This is a genomic window from Kribbella sp. NBC_00709 (genome assembly GCF_036226565.1).
Taxonomy (GTDB): Bacteria; Actinomycetota; Actinomycetes; order Propionibacteriales; family Kribbellaceae; genus Kribbella.
This window is the reverse complement of record NZ_CP108996.1, coordinates 4,786,408-4,812,557: the sequence shown is the minus strand read 5'-3', so window position 1 is coordinate 4,812,557 and position 26,150 is coordinate 4,786,408. Positions and strand designations below refer to the sequence as shown.

Annotated in this window: 25 protein-coding genes; 12 read left to right on the top strand and 13 right to left on the bottom strand. The window is 68.6% G+C overall.

Annotated features, from left to right (window positions below; translation table 11 throughout):
* The first annotated feature begins 62 nt into the window (after window positions 1-62).
* Both OHA18_RS23680 and OHA18_RS23675 read left to right on the top strand, forming a co-directional pair.
* Complete coding sequence (locus OHA18_RS23680) at window positions 63-695, top strand: TetR/AcrR family transcriptional regulator (protein ID WP_328997461.1); 633 nt, start codon at window positions 63-65, stop codon at window positions 693-695.
* Window positions 695-1,357, top strand: a complete 663-nt coding sequence (locus tag OHA18_RS23675; protein WP_328997460.1) for a GNAT family N-acetyltransferase — start codon at window positions 695-697, stop codon at window positions 1,355-1,357. Before OHA18_RS23680 ends, OHA18_RS23675 begins: the two co-directional genes overlap by 1 nt.
* Before the next feature lie 194 nt (window positions 1,358-1,551).
* Here the strand turns inward: OHA18_RS23675 and OHA18_RS23670 are convergent, their stop codons facing one another.
* Window positions 1,552-3,297, bottom strand: a complete 1,746-nt coding sequence (locus OHA18_RS23670; RefSeq protein ID WP_328997459.1) for an HNH endonuclease signature motif containing protein — start codon at window positions 3,295-3,297, stop codon at window positions 1,552-1,554.
* 111 nt (window positions 3,298-3,408) lie between these two features.
* Complete coding sequence (locus OHA18_RS23665; RefSeq protein ID WP_328997458.1) at window positions 3,409-4,353, bottom strand: aminoglycoside phosphotransferase family protein; 945 nt, start codon at window positions 4,351-4,353, stop codon at window positions 3,409-3,411.
* 18 nt (window positions 4,354-4,371) lie between these two features.
* Between OHA18_RS23665 and OHA18_RS23660 the strand changes: the two genes are divergently transcribed.
* Window positions 4,372-5,373 carry a glucuronyl esterase domain-containing protein gene (locus OHA18_RS23660; protein ID WP_328997457.1) on the top strand — a complete coding sequence of 334 codons (1,002 nt, stop codon included), beginning with the start codon at window positions 4,372-4,374 and terminating at the stop codon, window positions 5,371-5,373.
* On the opposite strand, the gene OHA18_RS23655 is transcribed toward OHA18_RS23660, so the two are convergent.
* Window positions 5,321-5,812: a DUF1269 domain-containing protein gene (locus tag OHA18_RS23655; protein WP_328997456.1), complete on the bottom strand. Its 492-nt coding sequence runs from the start codon at window positions 5,810-5,812 to the stop codon at window positions 5,321-5,323. The two genes, OHA18_RS23660 and OHA18_RS23655, sit on opposite strands and share 53 nt — an antisense overlap.
* A 217-nt stretch (window positions 5,813-6,029) precedes the next feature.
* Here OHA18_RS23655 and OHA18_RS23650 point away from each other — a divergent pair, with 217 nt between their 5' ends.
* The 6 genes from OHA18_RS23650 (at window position 6,030) to OHA18_RS23625 (ending at window position 10,876) form a co-directional block, all read left to right on the top strand.
* Window positions 6,030-6,932 carry an ABC transporter ATP-binding protein gene (locus OHA18_RS23650; RefSeq protein WP_328997455.1) on the top strand — a complete coding sequence of 301 codons (903 nt, stop codon included), beginning with the start codon at window positions 6,030-6,032 and terminating at the stop codon, window positions 6,930-6,932.
* Window positions 6,929-7,663 (top strand): ABC transporter permease, encoded by a 735-nt coding sequence (locus OHA18_RS23645; protein WP_328997454.1) that lies wholly within the window; start codon window positions 6,929-6,931, stop codon window positions 7,661-7,663. The genes OHA18_RS23650 and OHA18_RS23645 overlap by 4 nt, the downstream gene beginning before the upstream one ends.
* 21 nt (window positions 7,664-7,684) lie before the next feature.
* Window positions 7,685-8,821: a sensor histidine kinase gene (locus tag OHA18_RS23640; RefSeq protein ID WP_328997453.1), complete on the top strand. Its 1,137-nt coding sequence runs from the start codon at window positions 7,685-7,687 to the stop codon at window positions 8,819-8,821.
* Between the two features lie 10 nt (window positions 8,822-8,831).
* The gene (locus tag OHA18_RS23635) at window positions 8,832-9,440 is read left to right on the top strand and encodes a response regulator transcription factor (protein ID WP_328997452.1); all 609 of its coding nucleotides are present in this window, start codon (window positions 8,832-8,834) and stop codon (window positions 9,438-9,440) included.
* 40 nt (window positions 9,441-9,480) lie between these two features.
* Window positions 9,481-10,581, top strand: coding sequence for a sulfite oxidase (locus OHA18_RS23630; RefSeq protein WP_328997451.1), 1,101 nt, complete (start codon window positions 9,481-9,483; stop codon window positions 10,579-10,581).
* Window positions 10,582-10,663: 82 nt separating this feature from the next.
* On the top strand, window positions 10,664-10,876 hold the full coding sequence (locus tag OHA18_RS23625; RefSeq protein ID WP_328997450.1) for a hypothetical protein: 213 nt from the start codon (window positions 10,664-10,666) through the stop codon (window positions 10,874-10,876).
* Window positions 10,877-10,879: 3 nt separating this feature from the next.
* On the opposite strand, the gene OHA18_RS23620 is transcribed toward OHA18_RS23625, so the two are convergent.
* The 9 genes from OHA18_RS23620 to OHA18_RS23580 all read right to left on the bottom strand — a co-directional run bounded on the left by OHA18_RS23620 (window position 10,880) and on the right by OHA18_RS23580 (window position 20,661).
* Window positions 10,880-11,641: a DUF3592 domain-containing protein gene (locus tag OHA18_RS23620; protein WP_328997449.1), complete on the bottom strand. Its 762-nt coding sequence runs from the start codon at window positions 11,639-11,641 to the stop codon at window positions 10,880-10,882.
* 43 nt (window positions 11,642-11,684) lie between these two features.
* Window positions 11,685-13,145: a multicopper oxidase family protein gene (locus OHA18_RS23615; RefSeq protein WP_328997448.1), complete on the bottom strand. Its 1,461-nt coding sequence runs from the start codon at window positions 13,143-13,145 to the stop codon at window positions 11,685-11,687.
* On the bottom strand, window positions 13,138-13,551 hold the full coding sequence (locus OHA18_RS23610) for a hypothetical protein (RefSeq protein ID WP_328997447.1): 414 nt from the start codon (window positions 13,549-13,551) through the stop codon (window positions 13,138-13,140). Before OHA18_RS23610 ends, OHA18_RS23615 begins: the two co-directional genes overlap by 8 nt.
* A complete protein-coding gene (locus tag OHA18_RS23605) occupies window positions 13,548-13,997 on the bottom strand; it encodes a DUF1707 SHOCT-like domain-containing protein (protein WP_328997446.1) in 450 nt (149 codons plus the stop codon). The genes OHA18_RS23610 and OHA18_RS23605 overlap by 4 nt, the downstream gene beginning before the upstream one ends.
* A 185-nt stretch (window positions 13,998-14,182) precedes the next feature.
* Window positions 14,183-15,538 (bottom strand): ABC transporter substrate-binding protein, encoded by a 1,356-nt coding sequence (locus tag OHA18_RS23600; protein ID WP_328997445.1) that lies wholly within the window; start codon window positions 15,536-15,538, stop codon window positions 14,183-14,185.
* Window positions 15,538-16,419: a carbohydrate ABC transporter permease gene (locus OHA18_RS23595; protein ID WP_328997444.1), complete on the bottom strand. Its 882-nt coding sequence runs from the start codon at window positions 16,417-16,419 to the stop codon at window positions 15,538-15,540. The genes OHA18_RS23600 and OHA18_RS23595 overlap by 1 nt, the downstream gene beginning before the upstream one ends.
* Window positions 16,416-17,258, bottom strand: coding sequence for a carbohydrate ABC transporter permease (locus tag OHA18_RS23590; protein ID WP_329006154.1), 843 nt, complete (start codon window positions 17,256-17,258; stop codon window positions 16,416-16,418). Before OHA18_RS23590 ends, OHA18_RS23595 begins: the two co-directional genes overlap by 4 nt.
* 136 nt (window positions 17,259-17,394) lie before the next feature.
* The gene (locus OHA18_RS23585; RefSeq protein WP_328997443.1) at window positions 17,395-19,518 is read right to left on the bottom strand and encodes an alpha-galactosidase; all 2,124 of its coding nucleotides are present in this window, start codon (window positions 19,516-19,518) and stop codon (window positions 17,395-17,397) included.
* 213 nt (window positions 19,519-19,731) lie between these two features.
* On the bottom strand, window positions 19,732-20,661 hold the full coding sequence (locus OHA18_RS23580; protein WP_328997442.1) for a nucleotidyltransferase domain-containing protein: 930 nt from the start codon (window positions 20,659-20,661) through the stop codon (window positions 19,732-19,734).
* A 155-nt stretch (window positions 20,662-20,816) separates the two neighbouring features.
* Here OHA18_RS23580 and OHA18_RS23575 point away from each other — a divergent pair, with 155 nt between their 5' ends.
* From OHA18_RS23575 to OHA18_RS23565, 3 genes are all read left to right on the top strand, one after another.
* Window positions 20,817-21,386, top strand: a complete 570-nt coding sequence (locus tag OHA18_RS23575; RefSeq protein ID WP_328997441.1) for a helix-turn-helix domain-containing protein — start codon at window positions 20,817-20,819, stop codon at window positions 21,384-21,386.
* Window positions 21,383-22,081, top strand: a complete 699-nt coding sequence (locus OHA18_RS23570; protein ID WP_328997440.1) for a hypothetical protein — start codon at window positions 21,383-21,385, stop codon at window positions 22,079-22,081. Before OHA18_RS23575 ends, OHA18_RS23570 begins: the two co-directional genes overlap by 4 nt.
* A 233-nt stretch (window positions 22,082-22,314) precedes the next feature.
* Window positions 22,315-23,493 carry a hypothetical protein gene (locus OHA18_RS23565; protein WP_328997439.1) on the top strand — a complete coding sequence of 393 codons (1,179 nt, stop codon included), beginning with the start codon at window positions 22,315-22,317 and terminating at the stop codon, window positions 23,491-23,493.
* A 62-nt stretch (window positions 23,494-23,555) separates the two neighbouring features.
* Here OHA18_RS23565 and OHA18_RS23560 read toward each other — a convergent pair whose 3' ends face one another.
* A complete protein-coding gene (locus OHA18_RS23560) occupies window positions 23,556-25,862 on the bottom strand; it encodes a M4 family metallopeptidase (protein ID WP_328997438.1) in 2,307 nt (768 codons plus the stop codon).
* Window positions 25,863-26,150: the final 288 nt, after the last annotated feature.

Here is a 26,150-nt window from a genome sequence, read left to right as displayed (position 1 = left end):
GCCTCCTGCCTCGGCTGGAACTTACTCCCAGTAAGTTACTCGGAGTCAGTTAGACTGCGCAAGTGACCCCGACCACGCGCGACCCGGCCCAGCCGAAGCGGCGCCGCGATCGGGCCGCGCGCGAGCGGGAGATCCTCGAGGCGGCCGAGCAGATCTTCGGCAAGCGCGGGTACCAGGCCACGTCGATGGACGACGTCGCCGCGCAGGTCGGGGTGTCGAAGCCGCTGATCTACCAGTACTACGGCTCGAAGGACGGACTCTTCCTCGCCTGCCTGGCCCGGCTCCGCGGTCAACTGCTGGACACGGTGTCCGATGCGGTGATGGCAGCGCCGGACGCCGAAGACGCGCTGTACGCCGGCTTCGTCGCCTGGTTCCAGTTCCTCGACGAGCATCCACAGGCGTGGTCGGTCCTGGTCGACGAAGGCATGCTCAGCGCCGGCCCGGCCGCGGAGGCGACGGACGAGGTACGCGCGGCCTTCATCGAACTCATCGCCACCATGGTCCGGATGAACCTACCCGCCGGCCGCCCGGTCGACGAGGACGAGGTCCAGATCGTCGCCCAAAGCATCTCCGGCGCCACCGAACGACTAGCAATCTGGCGCACCCGCTCCGCCACCCCGCCAACCCCCCAGAAGGTCGCCCGCACCCTCCAAGACCTCCTCTGGCAAGGCCTCCACACTCTGAAATCCACCTAATGCACCTCGAGTCCTACCCCGAGGCCGCCGTCCCCCTCCCCCTCCGTCCCCAAATCCACGCCTTACAGAATCAGGCCTGGCCCCCCGATCCCCCACCACCAACCTCCGCAGCCCGGCCCTCCTCTACGAGCGCGCCGCCCACCGGCAGCAGGCTGTCATCGCCGTCCAGTCCTCCGGTCGAGGCGGCCGCGGATGGGCTCGTCCACGATCCGGCCCTCTGCCCGTTGTCGATGCTGCTCGTCGACGATGGTGTGGTCGTCGCCGCGCTCGACATCCTGCGGAAGCAGTTGGAGCATGCCGGCACCACGTTCCAGGCCGGCGGGCTCAGCACCGTCGTCACCCGCGCCGACCTCCGCGGCCGCGGCTACGGCCAGCGGTTGGTCACCGCCGCCCGCGACGCAATGATCGACCTGCACCTCGACCTCGCCATCTTCACCTGCGACCGCCCACTCCTACCGTTCTACGAACGCGCCGGCTTCCACCACCTCCCCGGCACAACCCTCATCGGCGGCACCCCCGACGCCCCATTCCCCAGCGACCAACCCGGCTTCGACAAACTCACCCTCGCTGCCTTCTTCACCCCCACCGCGCAACAAGCCGCCCCCACATTCACCAACACCCGCATCCCCCTCCACCCCGGCCCCATCGACAAACTCTGGTAATCACTCACCCCGCACCACCCAGCCCGCGACCCACCGCCCTCACCGCACCAAGACCACCTGACCACCAGCTCACCCCCGAGCGGCTCGCCTCAGGACTCGTACCTCGATCGGTTGTCGTCCCGCTCGCGCCTCAGCTGGCGAGGCACGGAGGCTCCCGCAGGAACCGGTGGTCGGGGGCGCCCACTCGGCCGCAACTACCTGCCGGCACCGCTGGCGCTGGGCTCGGCGCGTTCTCCCCATGGATCGGAGAGGGTGTCGTCCGCGTGGCTTGGCTTGGGGTTTGGCTGGCGATCGGCTGTTGCTGTGCTCTCGCCCCAGATGGCTAGGCATGCGGCCTCGCGCAGGGAAGTTGCTGCGTCGGCCTCCTGGTGGCCGCGCGACGTGAGCTCCTCGAGGAGTTGCCGTCCGATGGCCGATCGCCTGGCCACGAAGCCGGCCGTGGTCGCCGCAGGTGTGTCTGTCGCGATCACCTGACGCTCGTCCACCGCAGCCGACGCCGCACTCGGCTCCGGGACGGACGCGAGGGTCGGCTCCGGACCGGACGTGAGGGCCGGGGGTGATGGTGGCGACGTGGGGTGTGGCTTCGGCCTGGGGGGAGGTGGTGGGTCTGCCCAGTGGGGGCGGGAGACGTGGACGGCGCCGTTGGTGAGGGTGATGGTCCAGTCGCCTGCGTGTACGTCGATGTGGTGGCGTCGGCAGAGGAGAGGCTGTCGCCCGACACGCGATTCGTGCGACAGCCTCAGCAGTACGAGGTTGGCCGTCTTGGTTTCGCCGCCGTCGATCCAGGACACCAGGTGGTGGGCATCGCATTGGATCGGTGGGGCGCCGCAGACTACGCAGCCCCTGTCACGGGCGTTCAGGGCGCGTCGCATTGCTCGGGTTACCAAGCGTTCGGAGCGGCCGACGTCCAGTGGTTCTGAGTTTGATCCCAGGACGAGCGGCACGATCCGGGCGTCGCAGGCCATTCGACGGATCGTGGCGGCGGAGAGTCCGTCGCCGTGCACCACGTCGCCGATCGCGTCCGCGGTCGCGGCCTTCAGGTCCTGCCAGTCGATCGTGACGGTGATAGTTGCCTTGGCTCCGTATCCGGGCACCCAACCGGCAGGCCTGCCACGGCTCGCATCGGTAGATGCCGAACCCGCGCCGGACGTTGCCGTGGTCCCGGAGGCTGCCGTGGTCGGTGCGGCTGTGTCCCAGGCGGTGGTGGCGATTGTCAGGGCTGTGGTCAGGGCGTCGGCTTGGCGCTTTTCGCGGGATCTTGGGTCGAGCTCGCCGTCGACGGTCTTGTGGGGACGGGCGCCTGCGTGGACGATGGCACGCAGCAGCTCGGCGTTCTCGTTCGCGAGGTAGCCGCGGAACTTCACACCACGATCGGCGGCGGTCAGGGTCAGTATCTCGCGGGCATATGCCTTGTTTTCTTCGGGTTCCGGACCGTCTGTGTCGAGGAGATCACGGATCCGTTGACCGGCCCGGCGCAGTTCAGCAGGCGGCAGGTGGCAGGCCAGCCCGACCAGCTCGCGCTCGGCGACCTCCAGATCCTCGACCGGAACAGTCGTCGGCACTTTCTCCAGCGCAGACACGATGGCCTCGGCCTGCGCAGGACGCATCGCCACCTCGGGCGCGGCGTCGCCGGACAGGATCGTCTCGGACGGTGGATCCGTAGCGGGCAAGGCGGCCGACACGGCGTCGTACTTCGCCAGCGACAAGGCCAGACGTACGTCGCGGCGCGCCCGAGCCGGATCCAAGCGGTACCGAAACTCCAACAGCTGGGCAGTGTTGTGGGCGCCGATCTCCTGCGCGTGACCGACACCGTCCAGACCTGCGATCACCTGAAGACGATAGGTCTCGATCCGGGCGAGCTCAGCGTCGACGTGGTCGAGAGCGGACAGCATCTCGCCGCCACTCATCGACCAAACCGGCCGCTCACCCACCGTCTCCATACGCCAACTCTAGGCACCGCCACCGACACTTTCCAAACCCAGAACCCCTTTATTTCAAGGGAATTCTCTATCCACAGGCATCGGCGTGTCATCCACAGCCTTCGTGGAGAATCAGAAGTCCGCCAGGATCTCGGCGACGAAGGATCGGGCTCCTTGGACGGCGTCGGGCCGGCGATCGCGGTAGTACGGGACCGCGATGATCGTGAGCGACAACGCCCACGCCCGAGCACGGGCCCAGGTGTCCTGGTCGACGTCCATCGCTTCGCGGAAGGCCTCCCGCGCCCGGCCGTCGAACGTGTACCAAGCGGCCAGCAGATCAGCGGCCGGGTCAGCAGCCCAAGCGGTCCCGAAATCGATCACTGCCGAAAGCTTGCCACTAGCAACCAAGATGTTGCCCGGCATGAGATCACCATGGATCCAGCGCGGCCGGCCGTCCCAGGTGTCCGCCTCCAGTGACTCCTCCCAGGCAGCGAGCAACCGCGGGGTGTCGAACTCGTCCCGCAGCTGCTCGAGCGCTTCCCGGAACAGCCCGTCCCGCGGCGCCAACGGCGTACCCCGGCTGAACGGATCGTCCGGCGGCACCGGAGCTCCCGTCGTATCCACTTCCTGCAAACACCGAACGAAGCCGGCGAGCTGCCGCGCAGCATCCACGGTGTCGATCAGCTCCGCGGAGTACGGCTCACCCTCCAGCCACCGGTAAACGCCCCAGGTGAACGGGTATCCCGCCCCCGGCTCGCCCTTCTCCAAAGGCTCCGGGATCGGCACCGGCAGGTGGGGTGCGAGCCGCGGCATCCAGGTCAGGTCCTTCTCGACCTGTCCCTGGGTCCGTTCGGTCCGCGGCAGCCGTACGGCGAGCTCATCCCCCAGCCGGAACGTCACGTTGTCCGTGCCCGACCCCTGCACCACCCGCACCGGCAAGCCCGCCCACTGCGGGAACTGCTCGGCAACAAGCAGCTCCACCAGGGACGTGTCGGTGTCAACCTCGTCGTCGTGCAACTTCGCAACCCGGTCCACGTCCCGGACCCTGACACTCCACAGCGCCCCGGTCAACGACATTTCCGCGAGGATGGGTTTATGGCACAGCTTCCCGAGGCGTGGCGACGAGCGGTTCTTCCCGGGCTCCCGCCGCTCCTGCCCGACTCCGACGCGTTTGCCGACACGATCTACGGCCGTACGCCGAGCGGTGGACGACTGGCCGACGTCACGCAGCTCTCCCGCGAGGACGGCGTGCTCGACGGAGCTGCCGACCGTCTCCGCCATCGCGCCCGGATCTCCTGCCCGTTGGGCGATCTCGAGTTCGACACGCTGCTCCACCTCCCCACCGCGACGAGTCCAGCTCCCGTGATCGTGGCTTTGAGCTTCACCGGCATCGAAGAAACGCTCGACCAGGCCGAGCGTTGGCCGTATGCGAAGGTGACACAAGCCGGATACGCCGTACTCACGGTGGACTACCAGCAGATCGAGCCGGACGACGAGAACGCTCGTGGAGTGCGGGCGCTGTTCCCAACCGACTCGTGGGGCGCGGTGGCAGCGTGGGCCTGGGGACTGTCCCGCTGTCTGGACATCGCCACGAGCATCGCAGGCATCGACCCAGCCGCCGCGATCGCGCTAGGACACTCACGGCTGGGAAAGGCGGCGCTGTGGGCCGGCGTACAGGACGAGCGGTTCGCCGTCACCGTCTCCAACGATTCCGGCTGCTGCGGCGCATCGCTCTTCCGGCACCCCGGCGGCGAAGACATCGCGGCGATCACGTCGAAGTTCCCGCACTGGTTCGTTCCGTCGTTCGCGTCGTACGCCGGTCGCGAGGACGAACTGCCCGTCGACCAGCACCAACTGCTGGCGAGCATCGCGCCCCGCCGCGTGTACGTCGCCAGCGCGGAGGACGACGCCTGGGCCGACCCGATCGGCGAGTACCTGGCTGTGGTCGCGGCAACCCCGGCGTTCAAGGACGGGGACATCGGCTACCACGTCCGCCCGGGCGGCCACGATCTCCTCGAAGAGGACTGGCTGCAGGCGCTGGACTTCAGTCGTCGAACATCTCGTGGATCGCGCTCTCCTGGTCGTCGCTCAGGTTGATGTGGATGAGCTTGGCCCGAAGCCCTGTCTTCCGGAAGGTCTCACGGACCTTGTCCGTCTCCTCCTCGCTGGACAGCAGGAACAGCGCCGAGGTCCCAGGCGTCACCTGAGCCCGCACTTCCTTGATGAAGTCGTCGTCGATCCCGACGTCGACGAGCCTGCCCGCCACCGCACCCGCCGCGGCCCCGATCGCGGCCCCCGCGAACGGCATCAGGAAGATCGTCCCGAACAACATCCCCCAGAACGCCCCACCGACCGCGCCGGGCCCGGTCATGTTCCGCACCTGGCGGGTCCGGGGCCGCCGCTTCTCCGGCTGCCACGACACCGACGCCGCGTCATGGATCTTGATCATTCGCTGCTTGGCCAGGCTCTCCAGCGTCCCGATCGCCTGGTTGGCCCCGTCCCAGGTCCCGAACTTCCACACCGTCAGCGTCGCCATCTCGTGCCTCCCCTGCCACCCTCCCACTCGTGACCGTAGTTCGACCACCTCAACCACCCCCTCTTCACCTCTGGACGGTCCATCCCGGCGAATAGTTGGCGCCACCGGCGAGAACAACCCCTGAGAACCGACCCTGAGAGCGGTCTGACGGATGTCATGGATGGGTCGTGACGAGCGATCCAGACCTCCGGCGGGGCGCTCCAGCAAGCTTCTGGGTATGACGACAACGACTGCGGTCAGCCTGCGGGGTGTGACCAAGAGGTATGCGGACGTGCAGGCCGTCGCCGGGGTGGATCTGACCATCCGGGCCGGCGAGGTGGTGGCGTTGCTGGGGCCGAACGGCGCCGGCAAGTCGACCACGATCGAGATGCTGCTCGGCCTGGTGAAGCCGGACAACGGCACCGTCCAGGTGTACGGCGGTACGCCGACGGACGCGATCGCCGCCGGGCAGGTGGGCGTGATGCTGCAGAGCGGCGGGATCATCGAGGACGCCAAGGTCGGCGAGCTGCTGAACCTGGTCGCCGGGCTGCACACGGACCCGATGCCCGTCGGCGAGGCGCTCGAGCGCGCCGGCATCGCGGACCTCACCAACCGGACCATGAAGGGGCTGTCCGGCGGCCAGAAGCAGCGGGTGCGGTTCGCGATGGCGATCATCCCGCAGCCCGACCTGATCGTGCTGGACGAGCCGACGACCGGTATGGACGTCGAGTCGCGGCGCGACTTCTGGGCGTCGATGCACGCCGAGACCGCCCGCGGCCGGACGGTCCTGTTCGCCACCCACTACCTGGAAGAGGCGGACGCGTACGCCGACCGCGTCGTCCTGATGCGCAACGGCAAGGTCGTTGCCGACGGCACCGCTGCCCAGATCAAGGCGAGCGTGTCCGGACGCACCATCCGCGCGACCGTCCCCGGCGCCGACCTGGCCGCGCTCGCGTCGCTGCCCGGCGTACGGAACGTCGAGACCCGCGGTGACGTCGTCCTGCTGCAGTGCGCGGACTCCGACAACACGCTGCGGCACCTGCTGGAGAACACCACCGCCCACGACATCGAAGTAACGTCCGCCGACCTCGAGGACGCCGTTCTCGCGATCAGCGCGGCCCAAGAGGAGACCCTGGCATGAACCGCAACTACCTGATCTTCGACATCCGCCGCACGCTGCGGAACCGCCGGGTGCTGATCTTCTCGATCCTGATGCCGCTGGTGCTGTTCATGATCTTCGGCCTGACGATCCCGAAGGACGCCAGCGAGGGCGGGATCTCCGCGATCGCGTACGTGATGGTGAGTATGGCGATGTTCGGCTCGATGTCGGCCGCGATGAGCAGCGGCGGCGTGATCGCGGCCGAGCGCGACGGCGGCTGGAACCGGACGCTGCGGCTGACTCCGCTGAAGCCGCAGGCGTACGTCGTCAACAAGGTGATCCTGTCGCTGCTGCTGGCGGTCCCGCCGCTGCTGGTCGTCTTCGTCTTCGGCATGGTCGTCGGCCACGTGCACCTGGACGCCGGCCAGTGGGCGATGGTCGCGCTGGTGTCCTGGCTGGGCGCCCTGCCGTTCGCGGCTCTCGGCCTGGTCATCGGGTACGTCGCCAAGCCGGACAGCGTGCAGCCGATCACCGGTCTCAGCACGATGCTGATCGCGGCCTTCGGCGGGCTGTGGCTGCCGGTCGACCAGATGCCGTCGATCATGAAGCACATCGCGCAGCTGACCCCGGCGTACTGGACCGGGCTGACGTCGCGCAGCGCCCTGACGCAGGGCGGGGTGGACACCCAGGCGCTGCTGGTGGTGCTCGGCTGGACCGTCGTACTGGGCTTCATCGGCCTCCGCCGGTTCCGCGCCGACACGGCGCGCGCCTGACCAGAGCGGTAGCGTGACCACGTGAAGACCAACCGCCGCCCCAGCGCCCTGGACGGAATGGCCGACCGCGTCGGCGCCGGCCCGGGTCGTTGGGGCTGGCTGGCGGCGGGGGTCTGGCTGTTCTACCTGGCGCAGCCGCTGCAGAAGATCGCGGAGCGCCAGGAGGGCATCAGCCAGGTCCTCGGGTTCCTCACGGTGATCCTGTTCGCGGCCAGCTACCTGGGGTTCTTCGCGATCCTTCGCCGGATGGCCCGCAAGCACCTGCTGGCGGTCTGGCAGCAGGTCGCCTACCTGGGCCTGATGCTGGCGCTGTGCCTGCTGATGATCCCGACCGCCGGCCAGACGGCCCTCACGGGCCTGGTCTACATCGCGTCGGTCGCGATGATGCTGCTGGATCTCCGGGCCGCCGTCGCGTTCGTGGCGATCCTGCTCGCGGGCGCCGAGATCTCGATGCGGGTCGTGCCCGGATGGACCGATGACGGCAGCTACGGCTTCGCGATCTTCCTCGGTGCGCTCGCGGTGTTCGGGCTACGGCGGGCCATCCAGCGCAGCCTCGAACTGACCGCGGCGCGCAAGGAGTTCGCCGAGCTCGCCGTGCAGGAGGAGCGGAACCGGTTCGCCCGGGATCTGCACGACATCCTCGGGCACTCGCTCACCGTCATCACCGTGAAGGCGGAGCTGGCCGGCAAGCTGATCGAGGCCAACCCGACGCGGGCAGCCGCCGAGGTCGCGGACGTCGAGAGCCTGGCACGGGCGGCGCTGGCCGACGTACGGGCCGCGGTCGCCGGGTACCGCGAGCTGAGCCTGGCCGGCGAGCTGGTCTCGGCGCGGACCGCACTGCAGGCCGCCGAGGTCAAGGCGGATCTCCCGACCACGGTCGACGAAGTACCGGAGGAGAACCGGGAGCTGTTCGCTTGGGTGGTGCGAGAGGGCGTGACGAACGTCGTACGGCACTCCGGCGCGAAGCGTTGCACGATCCGGATCACGGCGACGCAGATCGAAGTACTGGACGACGGGAAGGGGCCGACGCCCGGTGGTGGCGCGTCCGGTCACGGGCTGGTGGGGCTGCGGGAGCGGGCGGACCAGGCCGGTGCGAGTGTGCAGGTCGGTCAGGCGCCCGGAGGCGGGTTCCGGCTGGCCGTCAAAGTGGGCCTGTGAGGATAGAGCCGTGAGCATCCGATTGCTGATCGCCGACGACCAGGCGCTGGTGCGTGGAGCCCTGGCCGCGCTGCTCGACCTCGAGCCCGACCTGGAGGTGGTGGCCGAGGTCGGTCGCGGTGACGAGGTGATCGATGCCGCGAAGAACTCCCAGCCCGATGTCGCGCTGCTCGACGTGGAGATGCCAGGGCTGGACGGGATCGAGGCGGCCGCCGCGCTGCGCAGCGCCGTCCCCGGGGTGCGGGTGCTGATGGTGACCACGTTCGGCCGCCCCGGGTACCTGCGCCGCGCGATGGAGGCCGGAGCGGCCGGGTTCGTTGTCAAGGACACGCCCGCGACGCAGCTGGCGGACGCGGTACGGCGGGTGCACCAGGGGCTGCGCGTCGTCGATCCGTCACTCGCTGCCGAGACCCTGGTCGCCGGCACGAGCCCGCTCACCGGGCGTGAGGCCGACGTACTGCGCGCCGCCCGCGAAGGCGGCACCGTCGCCGACATCGCCAGGGAACTGCACCTGTCCGAAGGCACCGTCCGCAACCACCTCTCCGCCGCAATCGGCAAGACCGGCGCCCGCACCCGCGCCGAGGCAGCCCGCATCGCCGTAGACAACGGCTGGTTGTAGCGGGCCCCTACCTCTAGGGTTGGGGCTTGGGGGTGGGATTGTGGTTTCGATCGAGGAGTTCAGTGTCCGGGGGCGGTTGGCGGACACGGGTGAGGGGATCACCGCCGACGAGTTGCAGCTGGCGGCGCGCAATCATGGGCTGCCGCTGGAGAGCCTGCGGTACGACGTGACGCCGCCGGGACTGCACTACGTCCTGGTGCACTACGACATCCCGGCAACGAATGCGGGCGACTGGCGGCTCGAGCTGGGCGGATGCGTCGAGGAGCCGGTGTCGTTCGGGCTGACCGGGCTGCGCGCGATGGGGCGCCGGACGATCCGGGTCACGCTGGAGTGCGCCGGCAACGGCCGGGCGGCGTTGCAGCCGCGGCCGATCAGCCAGCCGTGGTTGTCCGAGGCGGTCGGTACGGCGGAGTGGACCGGGGTGCTGCTGTCCGATCTGCTGCGGCAGGCGGGGATCCGCGAGGACGCCGTGGACGTGGTGTTCACCGGCGCGGATCGCGGGGTCGAGCGCGGCGTCGTCCAGGACTATCAGCGCGGGATGTCGATCACCGAGGCGATCGACTCGGGCGCGATCGTGGCGTGGGAGATGAACGGCGGGCCGCTGCCACCGCAGCACGGGTACCCGCTGCGGCTCGTCGTACCGGGGTGGTACGGGATGGCGAGCGTGAAGTGGCTGCGGTCGATCGAGCTGATCGACCACGAGTTCGACGGGTTCCAGAACGCGGTAGCGTACCGGATCCGCAAGGACGCCGACGACCCGGGGACGGCGGTGACGCGGATCGAACCGCGGGCGCTGCTCGTGCCGCCGGGCTTCCCGGACTTCATGAGCCGCCACCGCTTCGTTGCCGCGGGCCCCGTTCCGCTGTTCGGCCGGGCCTGGTCCGGCTGGGCGCCGATCGAACGCGTCGAGGTCAGCACCGACGCCGGCGTGAACTGGCACGAGGCCACGTTGGATGCCGTGGGCAACGACGAACTCGCCTGGCGGGCGTTCGCCTACGACTGGGAGGCCACGCCCGGCGAGCATGTGCTCACGGTCCGCGCGTACGACGCCAGCGGCCGCGAGCAACCGATCGAGGCCGACTGGAACCGCGGCGGCTTCGCGAACAACACCGCCCAGCGCATCACGGTCCTGGTCACCTGAACCCGCGTGTCGTTCAACGGCAACGCCGTACCCGCAGCACATCCTGGAGACGTACACGGTTCTCACTTCCAGGAGTGATGCGGTGAACGCCAACCAGTTGCACGCGCGGGTCTTCCGGACGACCGACGAGTGGTACGCCGACGTCGACGACGAGCTCGACCCCCAGCCGGACAACCCACTGTGGTTCGGTTCCTACACCTCTCAGCGCGCCGCGATCGAAGCCGCGTGCGAACGTATCGCCGCGTACCACCGTTCGCAGGCCGACCGCCAGCCGTTGCCACGAGCAACCGCTTGAGCCTCAGAGCAGGAGCATCGAGCTGAAGCCGGCGCAGATGAGCCCGATCACGACGGGCACTATGTACCAGTACCAGTGCATGTCCCAGTCCACATCCGCGGCGATCACGTACGACGGATCGTCCGGGTCGACGATGACGTCGACCTGATCGCCGACCGCCGGCACGGTGTCGAGGTCGTCGCCGCCGGTGAGCTCCACCGGCACACCGTCCCCCGGTCGCGCGATCGTGATGGTCACCTCGCGCGACCGCGTCCACTTGTCCTCGGTGACGGACAGGACCACGGCCGGCCGCACCTGGCCCGATCGCGCCAGCCGCTCGTCGCTGAGCCCGCTGCTGATGCCGAGCGGGATGATCGCCAGCGACCCCAGCACCAGCGGAACCCCGACGACCCTCCGCACCAGCGTGAACCAGTCGAACCGCCGCTGCCTGCTGTGCCGCCCCCCAGCCAGTTCGACCCCGTCCGCTTCGGCGGCACGCCGCCTGGCCGCGGCCTCGCGCGCCTCCGCGCGCTCCCGCTCCCGGGCCCGTTCGCGCCGGGCCTGGGTCCAGCGGGTGGGCTCTGCCAGACGCTTCCACCAGTCGAACAGTTCGGCCAGGAAGCGGGCGGGGAAGCACGCCCCGCCTGCGATCGCGAAACACAGCAGCGGGGCGTCGTACAGGGTGCTCGGACGGGTCAGCCAGCCGAGGAAGTACAGCCCGCCGCCGACCGTGCCGAAGAACAGCAGCAACAGGGCCAGCTGCCGGCCGTGCAGGTCGTCGCTCACCGGAACATCATGGGAGATGGACGCAGCTCGGCGACAGCTGGTTTCACTCAGGTTTGTTGTCGGCGCTGCCGCCTACCTTGTAGGGGGTGGTGATGCCTTCGTACATGAGGTGGGTCACCAGGCCTTGGGAGGCGTGCGGGAGGTTGTGGCAGTGGTCCATCCACAGGCCGGGGTTGTCGGCCACGAACGCGATCTCGTAGGTCTGTTTGTTGCCGACCTCGAGGGAGTCGGTCCACCAGGGTGAGCCGGTGGCGGCGACGCCGTTGCGGGACAGGACCACGATGTGGTGGCCGTGGAGGTGCATCGGATGGGCCTGACCGCTGGTGTTGGAGATCGTCATCTTCACGATGTCCCCCTCGGCGACCATGAACATCGGCACGTCGGGGAACTTATGCCCGTTGATCGTCCACCACAGCCCCGGCACACCGTCCAGGAATCCAGCCGCGCGGCCGATCCGGTACTCGAAGTTCCGGTCCGCCTTGGCCGGATCGAAGCTCAGCGGCGCCGGCGTCCCGTACGTCAACAGATCGACGGTGTCCCCCGGCAGCTCGGCCTGCGGTGGATCGCCCGGCCCGATCCCGAGCGACACCGCCGCCGTACCCGCGTCCAGCCGCATCCCACCGGCCGGCACCACAGCCTCCAGATCGACCCGGCCGCCGGCCGCCAACGCGTACGCGGCCGTCACCGGAGCCGGTCCGTGGACGTCGCGCCCGTCCACCGCGACCACCTTGTACGGCGTACCGACCAGACCGACCCGCAGGATCGCGTTGTCGGTGTTGATCACCCGCACCCGCGCCGTCGTACCGGCCGGAACCTCGACCCGCGCCGTCCCGGTCCGCCCGTTGATCGTCCGCTTCCCGTCGTACGTGTGGATCGCCGCGACGACCTCACCAGGTGCCGCCGACGCGATCACGATCGGCCCGAACAGCCCGCCCTTCACCTCGTCGGCCGACACCTGGTGCGAGTGGTACCAGTACGTCCCGGCCGCCGGCGCCTTGAAACGGTACACATGCTTCCCACCCACCGGTACGGCGTCCTGTGTCACCCCGGCGACCCCGTCCTCGGCGTTCGGTACGTCGATCCCGTGCCAGTGCAACGTGGCGCCGTCCGGGACCGACTCGTTCACGAACGTCACCTGGATCAGATCGCCCACCCGGGCCCGGATCAGCGTCCCCGGCGACGTTCCGTTCACCGTGTACCCGTCGACCGTCTCCCCGGACGCCAGCTGGAACTTCTGCTTCCGCGCGATCAGCGTGACGGCGACGTCCGGCGTACCCGTCTTCGGCCCGGTCAGGTCCGCGACACTCATCCCGGCCATACCGCTCATCCCACTGTGGTGATCCATCGACGGTCCGCCGCCGTAGTCGGCGTACCCCATCTCCGCCGCGTCGTACGAGCCCGGGACCAGGCTGGTCGCCCAGAGATACCCCAGCGGTACGAGTACCGCCAGGGTGATCCCGAGTGCGACCAGCCGGCCCCACCGCCGTTTCTTGACCTCAGCCACTGGTCACAGGCTGGTTGGGTACGGCGGCCCGCCGGGCGCCCATGCTTGCGACAGCGGCGATCGCGAGCCCGTTGATCCCGTGCAGCACGCCCAGCGCCGGGACGCCGAAGGACACCACCGCGAGCAGGAACTGCAGGACCACCAGACCGACTACGATCCCGGCCAGCACGCGACCGCGCGGTACGTCGGTCAGGAACGACACGATCAGGAACACCAGCGCGAGCAGGCCGATCACCGTACCGGCGATGCTGTGGTAGCTCTCGCCGAAGTTGGTGTAGTCCGCCCCGATCGCAGTCCCGTCGTCTGCATCCTTCGCGATCGTGAACCCGGCGAGCGCAATCGAGGCGATCTGCAGCACGACCGCGATCGCGATCAGCAGACCGAGCACCCGGTACACGTTTCTCATGCCCGGCGCTCCGTCCGACGCTTGCGGACGACGATCACAGCAGCCACGATCAGCGCGATCGGCAGGAACGGCGGATGCCCGCCACCCACCACACACCCGATCGACGCCAGCGCCCCGACCACACCCAGCACGATCAGCAACGGCAACGGAACCCGTCCGATGAACCCGCGCCGGGCCCACTCCGGCCGCTGACCCATGAACGGCGGACCCCAAGGACCCGACGGCGCACCCTGCTGGGCACCTGCCTGGGACTTGGCCCCCGGCAGGTCCGCGAACAACCCGGCCAGGTCACCGTCGGTCTTCGCCCGCAGTGCCTGGTCGACGCGCTCGGAGTGTTCCTCCGCGCTCAGCCGGCCGGCTTCGTAGTGCTCGCCCAGACGCTTGACCGCGTCCTCGCGCTCGCTGTCGCCGATACGGATCGATCCGCCCGGCTTCTCCTCGCTCATGACTCTCCTCGATGCTCGAAGGTTCTCCGATGGCACCAAGGTTGTCGTTCCGGACCCCGTCCGCGCGTCGCCTCAGCGGCGGCACCTCACCTACCCCCGGAGGAGCACCCTGCGCCTACCGACGCAGTACGACGTACTCCCCCGGGCGTAGACGGTCCCCGGGTAAACCCTCAGCTGTTACTGCCTCAACTGTTGACGGCGAGGATCTTGTTCACATCGTTGTTCGCCTTCGCCAGCGACGAAGGATCGGCCTCGAACGACATCACCGGCTCCATCGCCGGTGTCATCACCGCGGTCACGTCCGCGGCGTTCGGGTTGGCCGGGTACGGGAACACGTCGCCCGCCTCGACCGGCTCCAGGAACGGCGTGACGTCCCAGCCGCTCTTGGCGAACGCCGCCTTCGCCGCCGGCATGCTCGCCGCCACCGCCGGGAACACGACTCCCGCCTTGGCGACGATGTCCTGAGCGGTCTGCGAACCCAGGAACTTCACCCAGGCCCAGGACGCGTCGCGCCGCTTCGTCCCGGCCCAGATCGTGTCCGCGAGACCGTTCATCATCGACATCCGCTTGCCGACCGGTCCGATCGGCAGCCGCGCCAGCTTGGTCTTCACCTGTTTCAGCTGGCCGTACGTCCCGAGCATCCAGGACCCGTTCGGCGTCATCCCGTACTTCCCGGCGCCGAACGACGTGGTCACGTCCACCCCGGACTTCGCCTGTGCGTACGTCGGCATCAGGCCCTTGGTGATCAGGCCCCGCCACCATCCGATCGTGTCGGTGAACTTCGGGTCACCGTAGAAGAACTTCGTGCCCCACGGTTCACCCTGGGAGTACTTCCACCCGTTGATCGCGGCGTACCAGCTCCAGCTGGTCTGACCGTCACCGCCGCCCGCATCGGCGTACCCGAGGCCGTAGACCTTCACGTTCTCCTTGTCGAACCCCGGCTGATCGCCGCGACGGCCCTTCGAGTCCACCGTCAGCCGGCGGACGATCTGCTCGAAGGTCCCGCCGTCCTGCGGGTTCCACGTCATCGAGTTGAGCTGCTCGGTGCTGATCCCGGCGGCCTCGGTGAACGCGCTGTTGTAGAAGTAGACCTCGGTGTCCCAGTCCTTCGGCAGTCCGTACCGCTTGCCGTCGGCACCGATCCAGCGGTCGGCCAGGCCCTTCTGGTAGATGCTCAGGTCAACGTTGTCCTTGGCGACATATTCGTCGATCGGCAACACCTGGCCCTTGTCCGCGAACAGCGGGTACTTCGACGAGTGCCCGGTGAACACGTCCGGCGCGGTATCGGAGATGAACCCGGTCACCAGCTTGGACCAGTAGTCGTTCCACCCGTACTGCTCGATCGTCACGCTGTACTGCGGGTTCTGCTCGTGGAACACCTTGGCGCAATCGGTGTACATCGGCAGCTGCGCCGAGTCCCACAGCCAGTAGATGACCTCGCCCTGTCCGCGGGCCGCGGCACCGTTGTTGCAGGCGGCAAGCGACGGTACGGCGAGGGCGGCGAGTCCGGCCTTCAGCAAGGTCCTTCGCGACAGAGTCATCATTTGATCCCCGAGAAGCCGATGGAGTTGGTGATCCGTTTGGCGAACGCCAGGAACAGGATGATCATCGGCAGCGCCGCGATCAGCGTCGCCGCCATCAGCCCGGCCCAGTCCGGACCACCCTGCGGCGTCTGGGACCGGAACACGCCCAGCGCGACCGTCAGCACCCGGACGTTCTCCTGCTGACCGACGAGCAGCGGCCAGAAGTAGTCGTTCCAGGAGTTGATGTAGGTCAGGATCGCCAGCGTCGCGATCGGCGCCGCGCTCAGCGGGATGATCATGCCGAAGAAGATCCGCCGGTGGCCCGCGCCGTCGATCATCGCGGCCTCCTCGAGCTCGCGGTTGATCCCGAGGAAGAACTGCCGCAGGAAGAAGATCGCGAACGGCGTCATGAACGCGCCGGGCAGGATGATGCCGGCGAAGCTGTTCAGCAGGCCGAGGTTCTTGATCAGCACGAAGTTCGGCAGCGTGGTGAAGATCGGCGGCACCATCAGCGCGGCCAGGAACACCGCGAAGACCTTGTCCCGCCCCGGCCAGCGCAGCCGGGCGAACGCGTAGGCCGCCATCGCGCTGAAGAACACCTGGCACACCGTCGTGATGGTTGCCACCACCAACGAGTTCCGCAGGTACAGCCAGAAGTTGACGGCCGCACCGGAGCCGCCTTGAGCCTGTGCCTCCTCGATGCTGGACAGCCCGAGGACCCGCTTGAACGCGCCGAGGGTGGTCTCCACCGGCAGCAGCGAGTTCGGATGACCGGGCAGCTGGGTGTTGTCGGAGAACGCCGTCCGCAGCATCCAGTAGAACGGGAACAGTGTGACGATCAGCAGAATGAACAACAGGACCCAGGCGACGGTACGCCCGATGCTTACCTGTTTCCTCATGCGAGATCACTCTCCCGCGCCCGCAGCAGCCGCAGCTGGACCAGCGAGACGACGGCGAGGATGGCGAACAGCACCAGCGCCATCGCCGACGCGTACCCGAAGTCGAACCGCGTGAACGCCCGCTCGTAGATGTAGTAGTAGATGACGCGGGTCGCGTTGATCGGACCGCCCTGCGTCGTCACCGCCACCGTGTCGAAGATCTGGAACGACCCGATCATGGTGACCACCAGGACCATCACCAGAACGGGGCGCAGCAGCGGCAGCGTGATCCGCCAGAACGTCTTCCACTCGGTCGACCCGTCCACCTCGGCCGCCTCGTACACGTACGCCGGAATCGTCTGGAGTCCGGCGAAGACCAGCAGCGCGGTGTACCCCATGTGCCGCCAGACGTTGATGCCGGCAACCGTCGGGATCGCCCAGTGCGAGTCGCCGAAGAACGCGACCGGGTCGATCCCGACCCAGCCGAGGAACGTGTTCACGACGCCGACCTGCACGTCGAGCATCCAGTACCAGACCAGCGCGACCACCACGTTCGCGACCAGATACGGCGCGAGGATGATCGCGCGGACCGTGATCGACTTGGTCAGCCGGTACATCAGCATCGCGATCCCGACCGCCAGCACGGTCTGCAGGCCGATGTTGATCACGACGTACTCGACCGTGACGCCGAGCGCGTTCCAGAAGAAACTGTCGTGGATCATCCGGTCGTAGTTGGCCAGCCCGTTGAACTTCGGGGCCGAGAGCAGGCTGTACTCGGTGAAACTCAGGTACGCACCGCGCAGCGTCGGCCAGATGTAGAACACGACGAAGCCCAGGGTGGCCGGCGCGATGAAGATCATCGCCACCTTCAGGTCACCCAGACTTCGCCGTTTTCCCGGCGGCGCCGCCCGATCCCCGTGACTTCGCTTCCTGACAGGTGGCGCGTTGGTGGTGACGGTCACGGGGATCTCCTCTTCTGTCGGCGATCGGGCGGGCTTACCCGATCGCGGTCACATCCAGCAAGATCGCGCTCTCGGGCCATTGCACGGGCATGAGCACTCCGACCGAGGCGAGGGCGGCGCCGTTCAGTTCCACCCTTCCACCGTCGACCGACCAGGCCGCGGATCGCGACTCGGGCCCGGGTGTCGCGACCTTGCCGACTCGGTACGTCCGCTGCGGATCGAGCCCGGGCAACCGGACCCGGCCGACGGCAGACGTCACCGACTGCTTCACCTGTACGACGCTGAACACGCCGCGGGAACCGTCCTGGGCGACGACGCCGTGCACGAGTACGTCCTCCGGACCGCGGTCGGCGCGGATCACCCGACCGGTGTGCAGCAGAGGCCGCAGCTCCTTGTGCAGGGCGACCCAACCGGCCAGCTCCTGCCGTTCCTCCGCGCCGGCCGAGGCGATGTCCCACTCGATACCGAAGTGACCGAACAGGGCAGTGATCGCGCGGAACGACAGCGTCTGCGTCCGGCCGGTGGTGTGCGCTCGCGGCGGGCCGACGTGGCAGCCGATCAGCTCGGGCGGCAGCAGGAGCTGGGTGTACCGCTGGATCGTCTGCCGTTCGAGGGCGTCGTTGCTGTCGCTGCCCCAGATCCGGTCGGTGCGCTCCAGGATGCCGAGGTCGACCCGGGCGCCGCCGGACGAGCACGACTCGATCTCGAGCCCGGGATGCCGGCGCTTCAGCTCGTCGATCAGCCGGTACACGGCCAGGGTCTGCGCGTGGATGCCCGCCGTACCCGTCAACTGGTTGCCGCCGTCAACGAAATCGCGGTTGTGGTCCCACTTCAGGTACGCGATGTCGTACTCGGTCAGGATGCTGTCGAGCCGCTCGAGGATGTAGTCGTAGGCGGCCGGGATGCCGAGGTTCAGGCCCTGCTGGTGCCGGGCGGTCGGCGGCAGCCGGTCGCCGGTGGCGAGGATCCAGTCCGGGTGCTCGCGGGCGAGGTCGGAGTCCGGGTTCACCATCTCCGGCTCGACCCAGAGCCCGAACTGCAGGCCGAGGCTCTTCACGTGGTCCACCAGCGGGTGCAGGCCCTTCGGCCAGATCCCCTCGTCGACGTACCAGTCGCCGAGCCCGGCGTGATCGTCGCGGCGGCCGCGGAACCAGCCGTCGTCCAGGACGAACCGCTCGGCCCCGACCTCGGCGGCCGCGTCCGCCAGCGCCTTCAGCTTGTCCAGGTCGAGGTCGAAGTACACGGCCTCCCAGGTGTTCAGTACGACGGGACGCTCAGTCTTCGGGTGGTTCGCCCGGGCCCGCAGGTAGTCGTGGAAGCGGTGCGACAGCTGGTCGAGGCCGACGCCGTACGAACCGTAGATCCACGGGGTGCTGTAGGTGCCCTGAGGCTGGACGCGGCCCTCGCCGGGGAGCAGGAGCTCGCCGCCGCCGATCACGCCGTACCCGCTCATGCCGCGCTCGGCGTACGACCGGTGGTTGCCGCTCCAGGCGGTGTGGACGGCCCAGATCTCGCCGTCGCGGAAGCCGAAGCCGGGGGTGCCGGCGAGCAGCAGCAGGGTCGCGTCGGCGCCGGTGCGGCCGCGGCGGTTGTCGCGGATGTGCGCGCCCTGGGTGAACGCGTGCCGCTGCGGGTGCCGCTCGCCGATGTGCCGGCCGGTCAGGTCCAGAAGCTCGGTCGCCTCGGTCGGCACCGGCAGCGCAAGCACCAGCCCGTCGACCGTGTACGGCGACCCGGCCGCGTTGGTCAGGTCCGCCTTGGCGCGCACCAGGCCGGAGTCGGTCAGCTCGATGGTGAGCCGGAGCTCGAGGCCGGCCCCGGTGTCGGCGGCGTCGACCTGCACAGTGTTGCCGGTCTGCGCGACGCTGGTCAGCCGGAAGCTCGCCGAGAAGTCGTGGCCGTCGCGGTGCCCACTCAGGCCCGGCAGACCGAACCAGCCGGCCGAGTACTCCGGCACGATCGCGATCGGGCGGTTGTCGTCCAGGCCGTTACCGTCCTGGACCGCACCGGCGCCGCGGCGTAGTTCCAGCAGAGCGCTCTCGGTCAGCTCGCCCAGATCCGCGCCCCAGTGCAGGACGGACGGAAGGGCCGGACCGGAACAGTCGAGCACCAGGCTGACCGCGGCGGCCCGGAGCTGCAGGATCTCGATGTTCGACACTGTTGATTCACTCTGCTTTCTGATTGATTTCAGGACGGAACTATTTACCCCGCCAGCCTCAATGTCAATGCTTCACGAAGTTAAGTAATTACCCTACGGCTGTCCAGCGTTGTCAGCCCAGAGTCTGGCAACCGTTATCCGAGGCGCGTGCGGACGAGCAGGTCGTGCACCAGGTCGACCTCGGCCGCGGGGAGGACATGTACGCCGCGCATGTCACGCGTCACCGAGACTCCTCCTCCGTACCGAGCGCAACCACTCGTCGACCGTCGCGACGTCCGGCGTCGCCGGGAGGACCGTGCACTGCAGGGCGCGGTCGAGCTCCTCGTGCAGCGACAGCCGCCAGCGCTCGACGTCGTCCCACGGCACCTCGCCGTGCTTCACTGCCAGCAGCTTCTCCCGATGCGGACCGGCATCGACGACCAATGTTGCTTCTAGCAACAAGCTGCGCGCGGCGAGGAGCAGCCGGATCAGGTGCATGACGTGCTTCCACTTCGGCGATCCGTCCCGCCGGAAGTCCGTCTCGAGCTTCTTGAACTGGCTGAGCACGTAGCCCGAATAGGTTTGATACACCAATTGCGAGAGGAACGACCGGCGCAACCCGACCAGCTCTTCACCGAGCGGGGTTTGCTGTACCACCAGCGGCGAGTGCAGAACCTCGAGCAGGTTCGGGTTGGCCTTCAACGCCAGCTCGCAGAACCGCTCGACCTCCCAGGAGAACCACTCCGGCTCCGGCCCGTCCACGTGCGTCGGCGGCTTGGCCAGCGACCAGAACGCCTCGGTCGGGGCGACATACACCCCACGCGTGTCCGTGTCCGAAGCATCCGTGTCCAGGCCGAACGCCCGCGACCCCACGACGGCCGCATAGATCGTGTACTCGCGGACCAGGCGGTCGCCGTCCGGCTGCTCGAGCTCGATCGCCTCGTCCTGGTACGCCGTTCGCAGACTCAGCTGATCCCGCTGCGCAACGGTCTCCCGCCCGTCGACGAGCCGCACCGTGTAGCGCCCGTCCGCGGTGATGCCGGCGATCCGGCCGGTCGCCCCACGTTGCGCCGTACTGCCGTGATCGTCGGGCGCCGCCACCCGCAGCACCACCTGAGTCCCCACCGGCAACTGCGGCCCCCGCTGCGCACCTCGCTCGGACATGCCGCCCATGGTCCTGCATCGGCGGATCCCCAGGCCATCACATTTGCGGGCTGCGGCCCCCGCCCCGCGGGCCGCTGACGCAGGCCGCCGATTGTGATGGCCTGGGGATCCGCATCCTCTTGACAAATTTTCCTGTCAATTGGAGATTTGTCCTCATGATGCGGTACGTCGATGAGCCCGAGAAGGTGCGGCTGGCGTTGTCGCCGATCCGGCGGCGGCTGCTGGAGCTGCTGCGGGAGCCGGCGTCGGCGACCCAGCTGGCGGCTGCCCTCGACCTGCCCCGGCAGCGGGTCAACTACCACCTGCGCGAGCTGGAGAAGGCCGGCCTGGTCGAGCTCGTCGAGGAGCGGCAGCGGCGCGGGTTCACCGAGCGGATCCTGCGCGCGTCCGCCGGCCTGGTGGTCGATCCGGGCGTGATGGGCCACGCGTTCACCGAGATCCAGGACCAGTACGCCGCTGAGCACCTCGTCGAGGTCGCCGCGGGCACGGTCCGGGACGTGGCGCGGATGCAGAGTGCGGCAGACGCTGACGGGAAGCGGCTGCTGACGTTCACCCTCGAGGCCGAGGTGCGGTTCGCGGAGCCGGGTGATGTGCATCGGTTCACCGACGCGATGACCGCGGCGGTGCAGCGGGTGGTCGAAGAGTTCGACCGCGAGGGCGGGCGGCCGTATCGATTGATCGCGGGCGGTCATCCGGCACCCCGCCGTACCGAAGGAGAGTCATGAAGATCGTGGTGACCGTGGCAGCGCCGGTGGAGGCAGTCTGGGACGCCCTGCGGAACAAGGAGAAGATCCGGCACTGGCACGGCTGGGAGTACGAGGGGACCCAGGGCGGGCTCGAGGAGGAGATCGACCTCATCTACTTCACCGAGACCACCGAGGAGGGCACGACGCTCACCCTCGGCCACGGGGACCGGTTCGAGGTCGAGCCGGTCGAGGGCGGATCCCGGGTCACGCTGACGCGCGCGGCACGCGGCGCCGACCCCGAGTGGGAGGCGTACTACGACGACGTCACCGAGGGCTGGATCACCTTCCTGCACCAACTGCGCTTCGCCGTCGAGCGGCATCCGGGCGAGCCCCGGCAGACGCTGTTCTTCTCCGGCACGGGTCCGATCTCGCCGATCACCGAGCTCGGGATCCCTGCCCAGCCGGCCGGCACGCCCTTCGAGCTCGACCTGATCGGGCAGCCGGTGAAGGGCGAGGTCTGGTACACCAGCGAACACCAGACCGGCCTGACAGTAGATGCCTGGGGCAACGGTCTCCTCGTGCTGAGCCACCTCCCGCCCGGCGAGCAGAAGCCGGACGGGGCGACGATGGCGATCCTGTCGCTGTACGACGACGTGGACCGCGACGCGGTCGAGGCGCGCTGGCGTGCGTGGTGGCGGCAGCGGTGGCCGGAGGAGCTCGACCTCGAAGGCTGACCCTGAGCCGCGACCAAGGCGGGACTGCGGCGGGACTGCGGCGGGGCCTGGGCAGGTGCTGACACGGTGGTGACAGGGCGCAAACGTGTCAGCACACTCGGTCTACCGGCGACGGGTTACCCGGGAGTACCTTGACGCCACGGTGATCTGGTGGGGGTCCTGATGATCACCGAACTCCGGCGAGAGGCCTTCCGGTGAAGAATCCGCCCCGCGCATTCTCTTCCTGGCGTCGAGTGACCACAGCAACCCTCCTACTCTCCCTGACCGGGCTCGGCCTGGTCGCTCCCCCGGCGCACGCCGACGGCCCCGGTTCGGGTACGCCGTACGTCGTCACCGTGGGGGACTCCTACATCTCGGGTGAGGCCGGCCGCTGGGCCGGCAGCTCGAACGACTCCGAGGCACCGGCCGACGCGCTCGGTGCCCACGCGTACCACGACAACGCGAGCCACACCGCCGAGCAGATCCCCCGATGCCACCGCAGCCAGTCCGCCGAGGCGTACATCGGCGGCGGCGTCGGCGGACTCAATCTGGCCTGCTCCGGTGCGGAAACCACGACCGGCACCGGCGACTACTTCAAGCCGGGCATCGACTTCTACGACGACGGCGCCGGCAACCTCGGGCAGGCGAAGCTGCTGCAGCAGTTCGCCGCCGGCCACAACGTGAAGCAGGTCGTCGTCTCGATCGGCGGCAACGACTTCAACTTCGCGTCGATCGTCACCCAGTGCGTGCAGGACTTCCTGCTGTCGCCGTCCTGGGACCCCGACTACTGCAAGGACGACTCGTCCGTCGTCGCGAACTTCACCGCCGCCAACATCACGACGGTCCGGGGCAAGATCGCCACGGCCTTCCAGAACGTCCGCACCGCGATGCGCAACGCCGGGTACGGCGACACCGCCTGGAACCTCGTCGTACAGACGTATCCGTCCCCGATCCCCTCTGCCAGCGGATTCCGGTACAGCCAGTCCGGCTTCACCCGGCAGAGCACCGGCGGCTGCGGTTTCTGGAACGCGGACGCCGACTGGGCCAACAGCACCGCACTCGTCACGATCAACAACACCGTCCGCGCCGCGATCGGCCAGTCCGGCCTGGCGAACGCCCGCCTCCTCGAACTCCAGTCCGCCTTCAACGGCCGCCGCCTCTGCGAGAACACCGTCGGCCTGTACGAAGAGGTCGGCCTCACCTCCTGGACCCAGCCGACAGCCGTCGACAGGACCGAGTGGATCAACCAGATCCGCACCGTCACCACCGTCGGCTCGGACTACTTCATCCAGGAGTCCCTGCACCCCAACTACTGGGCCCAGCTGGCCCTGCGCAACTGCGTCCGCCAGACCTACACCCAGAACCGCGGCGGCACCTGCACCATCGCCGGCACCGGCCTGGTGAACGGCGAGCCCCGCATGTCCCTCAACTGAGCCACCACCTGAGCCGGCCGCCGCACCCCCGAAGGTGCGGCGGCCGGGTTCTTTTCAGGGTGTCAGCTCAGGTTGAGGCCCGTGTCGTCGACGACGAACGAGGTCTGGAGCGAGCTGTCCTCGGTGCCGGTGAAGCTGATCGACACCGTCTGGCCGGCGAACGACGAGAGGTTGAACGACTTGAGCGAGTAGCCGCTCGCCTTGTTCAGGTTCGAGTACGTCGCCAGCGTGGTCGAGCCCGCCTTCACCGTGAGCTTGTCGTACTGCGTAGTGGTGGTGGTCTCCGCAGAATCGATGTGCAGGTAGAAGGTGAGCGTTGCCGAGCATCCGGCCGGGATCGCGACCGACTGGCTCAGCGTGTCGGTGTGGGTCGATCCGTAACCATCGAGCCACGCCTTCCAGGAACCGCCGTGGGCGGGCTGGGAGGTGGTGTTGTCGACCACTCCGGTCGAGGCCGACCACGGCGACGCCGTACCGGTCTCGAAGCCCGGGTTGCCGAGCTTCTGGCCGGAGCAGGTGCTGCCGCCGCCGCTCACCGTGATGGTGAACGACGTGCTGCCGGATCCGCCGGCACTCGCGGTCGCCGTCGCGGTGACGTTGAAGGTGCCGGATGCGGTCGGGGTGCCGGACACGGTCCCGGTGGAGGAACCGATGGTGATGCCGGCCGGCAGACCGGTCGCGGACCAGGTGTACGGCGAGGTGCCGCCACTGGCCGTCAGCGTGAACGAACCGATCGCCGTACCCGCGGTGCCGGTCTTGTTGCCCGGGTTGGTGACCGTGACGCCGCCGCTGCTGCTGCAGGTCGGGTCAGCCGACTGGGCCGGAACGCTGACCGCGTCCCACGCCGCCTTGACGGTGTTGAACTCGGTGCAGCTGCCCGGGTACAGGTTCTTCGCCGCGGTCAGGGTCCAGGTCCGGTACTTCAGGTACGAGCTGCTGCTGGTCTTCATCAGCATCGCGTTGTACATGATCTTGATGGCCTTCTGGATGCCCAGACCGGTGACCGACGAGCTGTTGCAGGTCGGCACGTTCGGCGAGCCGCCGCTGCCCTGGGAGAGCAGGACGAACCAGTGGTCGCCAGGACCGGCCGCGGCGTGCACCTCGGCGCCCGGGATCGAGCTCGAGTAGCAGTTCGGGTCGCCGACCGCCGACGGGTTGTACATGTTGCGGATCGGGCCGCTGCCGACCAGGTTGACCTCTTCACCGACCAGGAAGTCCGGCGGGTCGTAGGCGGAGCCCTGGTTGCTGTAGAACTCGGTGGCCGCGCCGAACGTGTCGGCCACGAACTCCTGGGTGCCGCTGCCGGAGATGCCACCCGGGGTGTGGTCGTCGATGCCGTGGCCCAGCTCGTGACCCACGACGTCCATCGAACCGATCCAGCCGCCGGCCGTGTTGTGACCGACCTGCACCTGGGTGCCGTCGTAGTACGCGTTCTCGTCGTTCAGGCCGACGCGGATCGGCCAGCCGCCGCCGTTGCCGTCGAAGCCGTTACGGCCGAGCCAGTCGGTCAGCATGTGCCGCTCGGTCTGAGCCGTGAAGAGTGCGTCGACGCAGCCGGTCTCCTTGTTGGAGGCCGTGCCGTTGCCCCAGTTGTCGTCCGGACCGGAGAACGTGGTGTTGTTCGCCGCGTCCTGGCAGGACTGGTTGGTGGTGTTCGGGTCCTTCATCGAGTACGTGCTGCCGGACAGCGTGGTGTCCAGGTGGACCGGGTTCGGTCCGCTGTACGCCGCGGTGCCGTTGCCGGCCATCACGTGCTCCTGGGTACCGAGCACCTTGCCGCTCTGCGCGTCGACGTACACCGACAGGCTCGACGGCTCGTTGCCCTTGCTGCCGCTGACCCGGGACTGCCAGGCGAGCTTCGGGGTGCCGTTGAGCGCGTAGACCGCGAGCGTCGGCGTGGTCGAGGAGTCGACCTTCTTCAGCTGCTTGGCGGCGGTCTTCTGGGCGGCCGCGGCCGTCACCTTGGCCGTGGTCGCCAGGTCGGGTACGGCGGTGGTCTGGGCGACCGAGGTGGACTTCACGGCCCCCTTGGCGTCGGTGACGACGACGAAGTCACCACCGATGACCGGGAGCCCCTTGTACGAACGCTCGTACGGGACGTACTGCAGGCCGGACGGCTCCGAGATCACCGACTTGGCGGTGAACTTGTCGTCCTTGGAGGCGTGCAGGGCGCTCGGCCGGCCGGCGACCAGCGACGAGGCGGAATCGACGGCGAACGCCTTGGACTGCGCCTGCGAGGGTCGGGGCGGGGGTGCCGCACTCGGCGCGGCGCCGGCGGCCGACGTAGCGAATCCGGCTAGTGCTGCCGCTGCGAGGCCGGTCAGCCCCAGAACTACGGCAGGCTTGCGAGAACGCTGAAACAAGACCATTGGTGTGGTCCCTTCGCGAATACGGTGCTTTGGGCGGGTTGCGCCTCGCCGGACTGCAGGCGGTGCACCACTCCGCCTGGAACCTCCGGCCTACTCATCGGGCCTGTTGCTGGCCTCCCCCTTTTCATCCGGCCCCGATGGATCGCGCGGAGGGACACTATGTCCGCGACCGCACCCGAGCAAGGCGCTACCGTGCCGTTGGCACCCCGAGGACAACTGACCGCGTTGTCATCGCTACAAAGCGCTGACAAAGGTGACCGAATCCTGAGATTCATCACGGCCTGACGG

Coding starts and splice junctions, on each gene's coding strand:
- OHA18_RS23645 (WP_328997454.1), top strand. CDS start 6,929: ATGAACCGCAACTACCTGATCTTCGACATCCGCCGCACGCTGCGGAAC.
- OHA18_RS23580 (WP_328997442.1), bottom strand. CDS start 20,661: ATGTCCGAGCGAGGTGCGCAGCGGGGGCCGCAGTTGCCGGTGGGGACT.
- OHA18_RS23605 (WP_328997446.1), bottom strand. CDS start 13,997: ATGAGCGAGGAGAAGCCGGGCGGATCGATCCGTATCGGCGACAGCGAG.
- OHA18_RS23655 (WP_328997456.1), bottom strand. CDS start 5,812: ATGGCGACGCTGACGGTGTGGAAGTTCGGGACCTGGGACGGGGCCAAC.
- OHA18_RS23590 (WP_329006154.1), bottom strand. CDS start 17,258: ATGATCTTCATCGCGCCGGCCACCCTGGGCTTCGTCGTGTTCTACATC.
- OHA18_RS23660 (WP_328997457.1), top strand. CDS start 4,372: ATGGCACAGCTTCCCGAGGCGTGGCGACGAGCGGTTCTTCCCGGGCTC.
- OHA18_RS23610 (WP_328997447.1), bottom strand. CDS start 13,551: ATGAGAAACGTGTACCGGGTGCTCGGTCTGCTGATCGCGATCGCGGTC.
- OHA18_RS23570 (WP_328997440.1), top strand. CDS start 21,383: ATGAAGATCGTGGTGACCGTGGCAGCGCCGGTGGAGGCAGTCTGGGAC.
- OHA18_RS23600 (WP_328997445.1), bottom strand. CDS start 15,538: ATGACTCTGTCGCGAAGGACCTTGCTGAAGGCCGGACTCGCCGCCCTC.
- OHA18_RS23560 (WP_328997438.1), bottom strand. CDS start 25,862: ATGGTCTTGTTTCAGCGTTCTCGCAAGCCTGCCGTAGTTCTGGGGCTG.
- OHA18_RS23665 (WP_328997458.1), bottom strand. CDS start 4,353: ATGTCGTTGACCGGGGCGCTGTGGAGTGTCAGGGTCCGGGACGTGGAC.
- OHA18_RS23650 (WP_328997455.1), top strand. CDS start 6,030: ATGACGACAACGACTGCGGTCAGCCTGCGGGGTGTGACCAAGAGGTAT.
- OHA18_RS23675 (WP_328997460.1), top strand. CDS start 695: ATGCACCTCGAGTCCTACCCCGAGGCCGCCGTCCCCCTCCCCCTCCGT.
- OHA18_RS23575 (WP_328997441.1), top strand. CDS start 20,817: ATGATGCGGTACGTCGATGAGCCCGAGAAGGTGCGGCTGGCGTTGTCG.
- OHA18_RS23670 (WP_328997459.1), bottom strand. CDS start 3,297: ATGGAGACGGTGGGTGAGCGGCCGGTTTGGTCGATGAGTGGCGGCGAG.
- OHA18_RS23595 (WP_328997444.1), bottom strand. CDS start 16,419: ATGAGGAAACAGGTAAGCATCGGGCGTACCGTCGCCTGGGTCCTGTTG.